Annotated in this window: 10 protein-coding genes; all 10 read left to right on the forward strand. The window is 67.7% G+C overall.

The annotated features are described in order from the left end of the window. Positions 1-134: 134 nt before the first annotated feature. On the forward strand, positions 135-743 hold the full coding sequence (locus JHN63_RS40105; protein ID WP_200690043.1) for a CDP-alcohol phosphatidyltransferase family protein: 609 nt from the start codon (positions 135-137) through the stop codon (positions 741-743). Between the two features lie 114 nt (positions 744-857). Next, positions 858-3,353 carry a mannose-1-phosphate guanyltransferase gene (locus JHN63_RS40110; RefSeq protein WP_200690044.1) on the forward strand — a complete coding sequence of 832 codons (2,496 nt, stop codon included), beginning with the start codon at positions 858-860 and terminating at the stop codon, positions 3,351-3,353. Between the two features lie 167 nt (positions 3,354-3,520). Next, entirely contained in the window at positions 3,521-4,357 is an 837-nt protein-coding gene (locus tag JHN63_RS40115) for a DUF881 domain-containing protein (protein WP_200690045.1), read from the forward strand. Beyond that, positions 4,354-4,686, forward strand: coding sequence for a small basic family protein (locus tag JHN63_RS40120; RefSeq protein ID WP_200690046.1), 333 nt, complete (start codon positions 4,354-4,356; stop codon positions 4,684-4,686). Before JHN63_RS40115 ends, JHN63_RS40120 begins: the two co-directional genes overlap by 4 nt. A 5-nt stretch (positions 4,687-4,691) precedes the next feature. Further along, complete coding sequence (locus JHN63_RS40125) at positions 4,692-5,528, forward strand: DUF881 domain-containing protein (protein ID WP_200690047.1); 837 nt, start codon at positions 4,692-4,694, stop codon at positions 5,526-5,528. Between the two features lie 61 nt (positions 5,529-5,589). After that, positions 5,590-6,471, forward strand: a complete 882-nt coding sequence (locus tag JHN63_RS40130; RefSeq protein WP_200690048.1) for an FHA domain-containing protein — start codon at positions 5,590-5,592, stop codon at positions 6,469-6,471. Between the two features lie 43 nt (positions 6,472-6,514). Next, positions 6,515-7,252 (forward strand): MerR family transcriptional regulator, encoded by a 738-nt coding sequence (locus tag JHN63_RS40135; RefSeq protein WP_200690049.1) that lies wholly within the window; start codon positions 6,515-6,517, stop codon positions 7,250-7,252. An 85-nt stretch (positions 7,253-7,337) separates the two neighbouring features. Next, complete coding sequence (locus JHN63_RS40140) at positions 7,338-7,811, forward strand: bifunctional nuclease family protein (protein WP_006123076.1); 474 nt, start codon at positions 7,338-7,340, stop codon at positions 7,809-7,811. A gap of 224 nt (positions 7,812-8,035) precedes the next feature. Further along, on the forward strand, positions 8,036-8,680 hold the full coding sequence (locus JHN63_RS40145; RefSeq protein WP_200690050.1) for a MerR family transcriptional regulator: 645 nt from the start codon (positions 8,036-8,038) through the stop codon (positions 8,678-8,680). Positions 8,681-8,739: 59 nt separating this feature from the next. Further along, positions 8,740-9,936: DNA polymerase IV (locus JHN63_RS40150; protein ID WP_200690051.1), on the forward strand; the 1,197-nt coding region annotated here is incomplete at its 3' end.

Genomic DNA, 9,936 nt, shown 5'->3' on the forward strand with positions numbered 1-9,936 from the left:
TGGGAGAGTAGGACGCCGCCGAACTCCTTTTAGAGCTCTGGCTCTTGGGCATGCCGCCCAAGAGCCAGAGCTTTTTTGCGTTGGGGTAGGGTCAGGGGGCATCGTTGGCACGTTTTCCCACAGGAGGCCCCCGGGTGGAGGTCCAGGAGACCCGCGTTCAGACAGAGCGGGTGCTCACCATCCCGAACATCCTCAGCATGGCGCGCCTGGTCGGCGTACCCATCTTCCTGTGGTTGATCCTCAGGCCCGAGTTCGGAGGGCCCAAGAGCGACGGCTGGGCGCTTCTGGTGCTGATGCTGAGCGGGATCAGCGACTACCTGGACGGCAAGCTCGCACGGCGCTGGAACCAGATCAGCAGTCTCGGCCGGCTCCTTGATCCCGCCGCGGACCGGCTCTACATTCTCTCGACACTCGTCGGACTCACCTGGCGCGAGATTCTGCCAATCTGGTTGACCGCCGTCCTGCTGGCGCGAGAGCTGGTCCTGCTGGTGGTGGTGGGCATCCTCAGGCGGCACGGCTATCCGCCGCTGCAGGTGAACTTCCTGGGCAAGGCGGCCACGTTCAACCTGATGTACGCGTTCCCGTTGCTGCTGCTCAGTGACGGAAGTGGATGGCTCCCCTCACTCGCAGCCATTTTCGGATGGGCGTTCGCAGGATGGGGTACAACGCTCTACTGGTGGGCAGGAGTCCTCTACGTGGTACAAGTCCGCCGCCTACTGCGTGCGGACGCCACGGCCGACTGACCCTGCCGATTGGGCGGTAACAGTCGCTCGATGGCCCGTTGCGCAAAAGTGCGGGACAATCTGAACTGGTGAAGTCGGCTAGACCGTCGTCTCGCAGAGGAGGACGCTTCCGACATGAAGGCCGTCGTGATGGCCGGAGGCGAAGGCACACGCCTTCGCCCCATGACCTCAAGCATGCCCAAGCCACTGTTGCCCGTGGTCAATCGACCGATCATGGAGCATGTGCTCAGGCTGCTCAAAAGGCATGGGCTCAATGAGACCGTAGTCACCGTGCAGTTCCTGGCCTCGCTGGTCAAGAACTACTTCGGTGACGGCGAAGAGCTCGGGATGGAGCTCTCGTATGCCAATGAGGAGAAGCCACTCGGTACCGCCGGAAGCGTCAAGAACGCCGAAGAGGCGTTGAAGGACGATGCCTTCGTCGTCATCTCCGGTGATGCCCTGACCGACTTCGACCTCACCGAGCTGATCAATTTCCACAAGGAAAAGGGTGCGCTGGTCACTGTCTGTTTGACCCGCGTGCCCAATCCGCTGGAATTCGGCATCACCATCGTCGACGAAGAGGGAAAGGTCGAGCGTTTCCTCGAGAAGCCGACCTGGGGTCAGGTCTTCTCTGACACGGTGAACACGGGCATCTACGTGATGGAGCCCGAAGTCTTCGACTATGTCGAGGCCGACGTTCCCGTCGACTGGTCCGGCGATGTCTTCCCGCAGTTGATGAAGGAAGGCAAGCCGGTCTACGGCTTTATCGCCGAGGGCTACTGGGAAGATGTCGGCACTCACGAGAGCTATGTGAAGGCGCAGGCCGATGTCCTGGAGGGCAAGGTCGACGTCGAGATCGACGGCTTCGAGCTGTCGCCGGGCGTGTGGGTGGCCGAGGGCGCCGAGGTGCACCCTGACGCGGTTCTCCGCGGGCCGCTGTACATCGGTGACTACGCCAAGGTCGAGGCCGGTGCCGAAATCCGTGAGCACACCGTCATCGGTTCCAACGTCGTCGTGAAGACCGGGGCCTTTCTGCACAGGGCCGTCGTGCACGACAACGTGTATGTCGGGCAGCACAGCAATCTGCGTGGCTGTGTCGTCGGAAAGAACACCGACATCATGCGTGCCGCTCGGATCGAGGACGGCGCCGTCATCGGTGACGAGTGCCTGATCGGTGAAGAATCGATCGTTCAGGGCAATGTGCGGGTCTACCCGTTCAAGACGATCGAGGCCGGCGCCTTCGTCAACACGTCGGTCATCTGGGAGAACAGAGGCCAGGCGCACCTCTTCGGTGCGCGCGGTGTGTCCGGGATCCTGAACGTGGAGATCACGCCGGAACTCGTCGTCCGTCTCGCCGGCGCCTATGCCACGACCCTCAAGAAGGGGTCCACGGTCACCACGGCCCGCGACCACTCCCGAGGTGCCCGTGCGCTCAAGCGGGCCGTCATCTCCGCATTGCAGACCAGTGCCATCGACGTACGGGACCTGGAGAACGTGCCGCTGCCCGTGGCGCGGCAGCAGACCGCGCGGGGCAGTGCCGGCGGGATCATGATCCGGACCACTCCTGGTGTGCCGGACTCCGTCGACATCATGTTCTTCGACAGCCAGGGAGCCGACCTCTCGCAGGGGAGTCAGCGCAAGCTGGACCGGGTGTTCGCACGCCAGGAGTACCGGCGTGCGTTCCCCGGTGAGATCGGGGACCTGCACTTCCCGGCCAGCGTCTTCGACTCGTACACCGGGTCGCTGCTGCGGAATGTCGACACGACCGGGATCGCCGATTCCGGCCTGAAGGTCGTGGTGGACGCGTCGAACGGCAGCGCCGGACTCGTGCTGCCCAGCCTGCTGGGCAAGCTCGGTGTGGACTCGCTGACGATCAATCCGGGGCTCGACGAGTCCAGGCCGACGGAGACCGCGGACACGCGGCGGTCGGGGCTGGTGCGGCTCGGTGAGATCGTGGCCTCCGCGCGGGCCGCGTTCGGAGTGCGGTTCGACCCGGTCGGTGAGCGGCTTTCGCTCGTCGACGAGAAGGGGCGGATCGTCGAGGACGACCGGGCCCTGCTCGTGATGCTCGACCTGGTGGCCGCGGAGCGGCGCAGCGGGCGGGTGGCGTTGCCGGTGACCACCACGAGGATCGCCGAGCAGGTGGCGGCGTATCACGGGACACAGGTCGAGTGGACGACGACCTCGCCGGACGATCTGACCAGGGTCGGGCGCGACGAGACGACCATCTTCGGCGGCGACGGCAAGGCCGGGTTCATCATCCCGGAGTTCAGCAGCGTCTTCGACGGCGCGGCGGCCTTCGTACGGCTGATCGGGCTGGTGGCGCGGACGCAGTTGACGCTGAGCCAGATCGACGCCCGGATTCCGCGGGCGCACGTCCTCAAGCGGGACCTCGCGACTCCCTGGGCCGTCAAGGGACTTGTGATGCGCCGGGTCGTGGAAGCGGCCGGTGATCGCTTTGTCGACACCACGGACGGGGTACGCGTCGTGGAGACCGACGGGCGTTGGGTGATGGTGCTGCCCGACCCCGCCGAGGCGGTCACGCATCTGTGGGCCGAAGGGCCCGACGACGCTTCCGCGCAGGCCCTGTTGGACGAGTGGTCGGCGGTCGTGGACAGCGCCGGACGGTAAAACACGGACCACGCGCGCGTGCCGGACATGTCTCCCCAAGGGGGCCTGTCCGGCACGCCGGTGGGGCCATTCGGAGGTACAGGCCACCACGTGCGACGATGTGCGGCATGCCGCAGCAGCCCCCCGTCCGGAGCACACCCACGCGACCTTCGCGCCCGGACGCATCCATGTCGCTGCTCACCAATGTCATGGACCACAGCCTCGACGACGGTTACGCCGAGGCCGCCGCCCGGAAGAAGGCCGCGGGCGCGAGCGGCCTGCCGAAGACCCTCCGGGCGAAGCTCGGTCTCGCCGCCGGCCTGGTGCTCGCGGCCCTCGTCGTGACGCTGGGAGCGGCACAGGCGCGCGTGGCCGCCCCCGTGGTGGCCAAGGAGCGCCAGGAGCTGATCGACCGTATCGACAAGGAGACCTCGTCGGCGGACAAGCTGGAAGGCACCGTCGACAAGCTCCGTGACGATGTGAGCGCGCGGCAGCGGGCGGCGCTCAGGACGAGTGGCGGCAGTGGCCAGGCGGACCTGGTGAGCATGCTGTCCGGTGCCACCGCGGTGCACGGCCCCGGTGTGAAACTCGTCGTCGACGACGCGAAGGAAGCCAGCACCGGCGGGGGCGACAACCCCCGTGAGACCGCGGACTTCTCCGACACCGGGCGGGTGCGCGACCGCGACATGCAGCGTGTCGTCAACGGACTGTGGGCGGCGGGCGCCGAGGCCATCTCCATCAACGGGCAGCGGCTGACGGCCTTGTCCGCGATCAGGGCCGCGGGTGACGCGATACTGGTCGACAACAGGCCACTGGTGCCGCCTTATACGGTGCTCGCGGTGGGGGACGGCAAGCGGCTGAGCACCAGGTTCCAGGACGGCGCCGACGGGCTCTATCTGCACGCCCTGGAAGACAACTACGGCATCAGGGCGACCATCGCCGTGGAGAGCGATCTCCGGCTGGCCGCCGCGCCGAGTGTGATCGTACGTACAGCACAGCCGAGAACTGAGAAGGGCACATCGTGATCGCCGTACTGGGCCTCATCGTGGGAGTGGTGGCCGGAATCCTGGTCCGGCCTGAGGTGCCGGTGGTCGTGGAGCCGTATCTGCCGATCGCCGTCGTCGCGGCGCTCGACGCCGTCTTCGGTGGTCTGCGGGCCATGCTCGACGGGATCTTCGACGACAAGGTCTTCGTGGTGTCGTTCCTGTCGAACGTGGTCGTGGCCGCGCTGATCGTTTTCCTGGGCGACAAGTTGGGCGTCGGCGCGCAGTTGTCCACGGGGGTCGTGGTCGTTCTCGGTATCCGGATCTTCTCCAACGCCGCGGCCATTCGCCGGCACGTCTTCCAGGCGTGAGGTCGATGAGCAACGAAGACGAGCGGCCCGAATCCACGCTGCGCAGGGAACTGCCCGAGGAAGTACCGGCGTCTGCTTCCTCGGAGGCGCCGATTCCGGAGGAGCGGGCCGCGTCCACCGTGACCGGTCGGCAGCGGCTGGTGCAGGGGTTGTGGCCGCCGCGCGTCAGCCGGGCCCAACTCATCGTCGCCGTGCTGCTGTTCGGCCTCGGTTTCGGGCTGGCCGTGCAGGTCGCCTCGAACAGCAACAGCGACAGCGCGCTGCGTGGGGCACGGCAGGAGGATCTTGTGCGCATCCTCGATGAACTGGACGACCGTACTCAGCGTCTTGAGGACGAGAAGCAGGGTCTGCAGAAACAGCGTGACGAGTTGGAGAACAGCTCCGACCAGGCCGAGGAGGCCCGCAAGCAGACGGCCGAGAAGGAGAAGCAACTCGGCATTCTGGCGGGCACCGTGGCCGCTCAGGGCCCCGGCATCACGATGACCATCGACGACACGAAGGGAACGGTCGAGGCGGACATGTTGCTCGACGCGATCCAGGAGTTGCGCGCGGCCGGAGCGGAGGCGATCCAGGTGAACGAGGTGCGGGTCGTCGCCAACACGTATCTGACGGACTCCGGCAAGAGCGTGAGTGTCGACGGGAACAAGATCAACGCCCCCTATCGTTTCAAGGTCATCGGCAAGCCGCAGGATCTCGAACCGGCGCTCAACATCCCTGGAGGCGTGGTGCAGACTCTCGAGAAGGAGCAGGCCACCGTTACCGTCGAGCGGTCGGGCAAGATCGTCGTGGATGCCTTGCGGGCGGCGAAGCAGCCTGACTACGCTCGGTCGTCCTCCCGGTGAACCGCAGGTGCATGGGGGCCGTTGTCCGAGGGCATGAGGTTGCGGGGGGTCGACGCACCGATTGGGTGGTGCGTGGTGGAAACTGTCAGGTGGATACGGACGTTGTGAGGATGTCCGGGTCAACCGGTGTGTTCAATCAGGGTTCGTCCTGCCCCACGGGCGGGTCTGTTTCGGTCAAGGGGAATCGCCCGTGAAGTTGTTTGCGAAGTTGTTCGGCAAGAGTGCGAAAGAGAGCAGCGACAGTCAGACCGCTCGCCATCGCGCACAACCGGACGCAGAAGGCCAGCGCCCGCTGTTCCGCGACCAGGTCGCCGGCCAGGGTGCGCCGTCGGTTGACCCTGCGCAGTCCGGCGACATAGGTTTCGGGCAACCGTCAACCTCAAGTACGGGTGGAGGGTTTTCCCCTATGTCGGCCCTGGTGTGTTCGAGGTGCGGTAACCGCAACGCGGAGAACAGCCGCTTCTGTTCCAACTGCGGTGCGCCGCTGCGCCCCGGCGCGACCCCGGAGCGTCCGTCCGAGACGACCTCCACGATCTCCATCTCCGGTCTCGAGGCCTACGACGCCGAGGTGACCGGCCAGACGCAGATGCCGACGCTCTCCCCGGAGGCGCAGGCAGCCGTCGACGCGCTGCCGTTGGGCTCGGCGCTGCTGGTGGTGCGTCGTGGTCCGAACTCGGGCAGCCGCTTCCTGTTGGACGGCGAGCTGACCACGGCCGGCCGTCATCCGCAGAGCGACATCTTCCTGGACGACGTGACAGTCTCGCGCCGGCATGTGGAGTTCCGGCGCTCTCCTGACGGTTCGTTCACGGTCGCCGACGTCGGCAGTCTGAACGGTACGTACGTCAACCGCGAGCGCATCGACTCGGTCTCGCTGGCGAACGGTGACGAGGTGCAGATCGGCAAGTACCGGCTGGTGTTCTACGCGAGCCAGCGGGGTTACTGACCCTTCCTCGGACTGGGTCCGGGGGGATTCCCCAGGAAGGTCCATGCTTCAAACACCGAGCGGCGGTGCCGGGCACGGTACCGCCGCCGCGGACACTGGGCTGATGAGCATCGGCACGGTGCTGAACGTGCTGCGCGACGAGTTCCCCGAAGTCACCATCTCCAAGATCCGTTTCCTGGAGTCGGAGGGGCTCATCGAGCCGCAGCGGACCCCTTCCGGGTACCGCAAGTTCAGTCCGGCCGACGTCGAGCGCCTAGGCCATGTCCTGAGGATGCAGCGGGACCACTATCTGCCGCTCAAGGTGATCCGTGAGCATCTCGACGCCATGGAGCGCGGAGAGGCCGCGCCACTGCCCACGGTGGGGCGTCAGCGGGACGGCGAGGTCGTCCTGGAGCCCGTGGAGGGGCCCACGGCGGCCCGGATCGGGCGGGCCGAACTGCTGGCCGCCGCCGGGATCGGTGAGGCCGAGCTCGACGAGTGGGAGTCGTACGGACTCATCGCCCCGCTGCCGGACGGGGTCTACGACGCGGAAGCCGCCACCGTGGCCGGACTTGTCCTCGAGTTGGGGCGGTTCGGGATCGAACCGCGGCACCTGCGCGCGATGAAGGCGGCCGCCGACCGTGAGGCCGGGCTCGTCGACCAGGTGGTGGCCCCGCTCAAGCGGCACCGCAATCCGCAGACCAGGGCCCACGCGGAGGCCCGTACGAAGGAACTGGCGGGGCTCACGGTGAAGCTGCACGCGGCGCTGGTGCAGACCGCGCTCGGTGTGCGCCTGCCCTGAGCCGGGCGGGCTCGCGGCTGCCTGATCGGTCACCCGTTCTCGGCCCGACTACCCAAACGTCCCGGGCACGGCCTAGGGTTGCTGTGTGAACGAGCTCGATGTCGTAGGTGTCCGGGTCGAAATGCCCTCCAACCAACCGATCGTGCTCCTGCGTGAAGTGGGAGGCGACCGCTACCTCCCCATCTGGATCGGGCCCGGGGAGGCGACGGCGATCGCCTTCGCACAGCAGGGCATGGCCCCCGCACGACCGCTGACCCACGACCTGTTCAAGGACGTGCTGGAGGCCGTCGGCCAGGAGCTGACCGAAGTGCGCATCACGGATCTGCGGGAGGGTGTCTTCTATGCGGAGCTGGTGTTCGCCAGCGGCGTCGAGGTGAGCGCCCGTCCGTCCGACGCCATAGCGCTGGCGCTGCGCACCGGGACGCCGATCTACGGCAGTGACGGTGTGCTCGACGACGCGGGCATCGCGATCCCGGACGAGCAGGAGGACGAGGTGGAGAAGTTCCGCGAGTTCCTCGACCAGATCTCGCCCGAGGACTTCGGCACCAACAGCCAGTGAGTCGGCGGGACCGGCGGCCGGCGAGGAAATGCTGGCATTTGCCACCGGCGTGTGAGAGCGTCCTGCGGCTCTCCGCGAGCGCATTCGGCTAGCCTTTCCCCGCGGTGGGACACGGGAAACCACTCCTTGGGTGATTATCACTCGGCGTGCCGAGTGTGGCGATCGTTGACGCACCCCTGGTGACTGCCTACCGTCGAGAAGGCAGGTCAAGGACGGAGGTCGGCGTGAGAAGCAGCGGCGACGGTACGGCTGGGGGTGCCCCGGAACGCAGTTTCGGGGACAGAGGTCCGTACCCGCTTCACGGCAGTGCGGCCGATCGCATTCCGCAGCGGCCGGCGGCAGTGCCGAGCAGCGGAGGGGCGACGTCCATGGCGTCCGAGGAGATCGGCTACCGAGGCCCTACGGCCTGTGCGGCGGCCGGCATCACCTATCGGCAACTGGACTACTGGGCGCGCACCGGGCTCGTCGAGCCCAGTGTGCGGCCCGCACACGGGTCGGGGACACAGCGGCTCTACAGCTTCCGGGACGTTGTCGTCCTCAAGATCGTCAAGCGGTTCCTCGACACGGGTGTGTCGCTGCAGAACATCCGCAGCGCCGTTCTGCACCTGAGGGAGTGCGGCTTCCGCGATCTGGAGCGCATGACGCTGATGAGCGACGGCGCCACGGTCTACGAGTGCACCTCGCCGGACGAGGTCCACGCGCTGCTCCAGGGCGGCCAGGGCGTCTTCGGGATCGCCGTGGGGGTCGTGTGGCGGGATGTCGAGAGCGCGCTGTCGCAGTTGCACGGGGAGCGCGTCGACACCGGTGAGACGCTCGTCGGGTCCAACCCCGCGGACGAGCTGGCCAGGCGGCGCAACCGGGCCGTCTGAGGGCCCCCAGCGGGAGCCGTAGCGGGGCATTGTCAGTGGCGTAGGGCAGCATCGGAGATGTGAGAACCGCGCCCACGATCCTGCATCTCGACATGGATGCCTTCTTCGCCTCGGCGGAGCAGGCGTCCAAGCCGAGTCTGCGCGGGAAGGCCGTGGTCGTGGGCGGGCTCGGACCGCGCGGGGTGGTGGCCACCGCGTCGTACGAGGCCCGGGTCTTCGGGGTGAACTCGGCGATGCCCATGGCCCAGGCGCGCCGACTCGCTCCGAACGCGGCGTATCTCGTGCCGCGCTTCGGGTTCTACCGGTCGATCAGCGAGCAGGTGATGGGGCTGCTGCGCGAGCTGTCGCCGCTGGTGGAGCCGCTGAGCCTGGACGAGGCGTTCGTGGACCTGGAGGCCGGGGGAGCGGCCTGGGACGCCGAGTCCGCACAGGTGACCGGGGAGCGGCTGCGGGCCGACATACGTGCGGTCACGGGGCTCACGGGGTCGGTGGGTCTCGCCGCCTCCAAGATGCTCGCGAAGATCGCGTCCGAGCGGGCCAAGCCGGACGGGCTCGTGCTGATCGAGCCGGGGACCGAGCGGGCGCTGCTCGGGCCGTTGTCGGTGCGCACGCTTCCGGGGGTCGGACCGGCGACGGGTGATCATCTGCGACGGGCCGGGATCACCACGGTCGACGAGATCGCCGAGGCGGGCGAGGACGAGCTCGTACGGCTGGTGGGCAAGGCGCACGGGCACGGGCTGTACGCGATGGCGCTGGCGCACGACGAGCGGCCCGTGGTGGCCGAGCGGGAGACCAAGTCGGTGTCGGTCGAGGACACGTACGACGTGGACATCCATGACCGGATCAGGGTGGGCCTGGAGGTGCAGCGGCTGGCGGACCGGTGCGTGCGGCGGCTGCGGACGGCCGGGTTGTCGGGGCGGACCATCGTGCTCAAGGTGCGGCGGTACGACTTCTCGACGCTGACCCGGTCCGAGACGCTCCGTGGGCCCACCGACGATCCGGGGGTGGTGCGGGAGGCCGCGGCCCGGCTGCTGGACTCCGTGGACACCACGGGCGGGGTACGGCTGCTCGGGGTGGGTGTCTCCGGGCTCGCCGACTACACGCAGGAGGACCTGTTCGCGCAGGCGGCGGGGGAGCGGGCCGATCTTCTTGAGGAGGAGCACACCGAGGAGGAGGGGGGAGAGGAGCCGACGGCGCCCGCGGAGCGGCGTTGGGCCTCGGGGCACGATGTGCGTCATGCCGGGTTCGGGCACGGG

This window comes from Streptomyces sp. MBT65, assembly GCF_016612545.1.
In the GTDB taxonomy this organism is placed as follows: domain Bacteria; phylum Actinomycetota; class Actinomycetes; order Streptomycetales; family Streptomycetaceae; genus Streptomyces.

Bases quoted from the DNA above. Each gene is read 5' to 3' on its own strand.
- JHN63_RS40115 (WP_200690045.1), top strand. From the start codon at position 3,521: ATGTCGCTGCTCACCAATGTCATGGACCACAGCCTCGACGACGGTTAC.
- JHN63_RS40110 (WP_200690044.1), top strand. From the start codon at position 858: ATGAAGGCCGTCGTGATGGCCGGAGGCGAAGGCACACGCCTTCGCCCC.
- JHN63_RS40125 (WP_200690047.1), top strand. From the start codon at position 4,692: ATGAGCAACGAAGACGAGCGGCCCGAATCCACGCTGCGCAGGGAACTG.
- JHN63_RS40135 (WP_200690049.1), top strand. From the start codon at position 6,515: ATGCTTCAAACACCGAGCGGCGGTGCCGGGCACGGTACCGCCGCCGCG.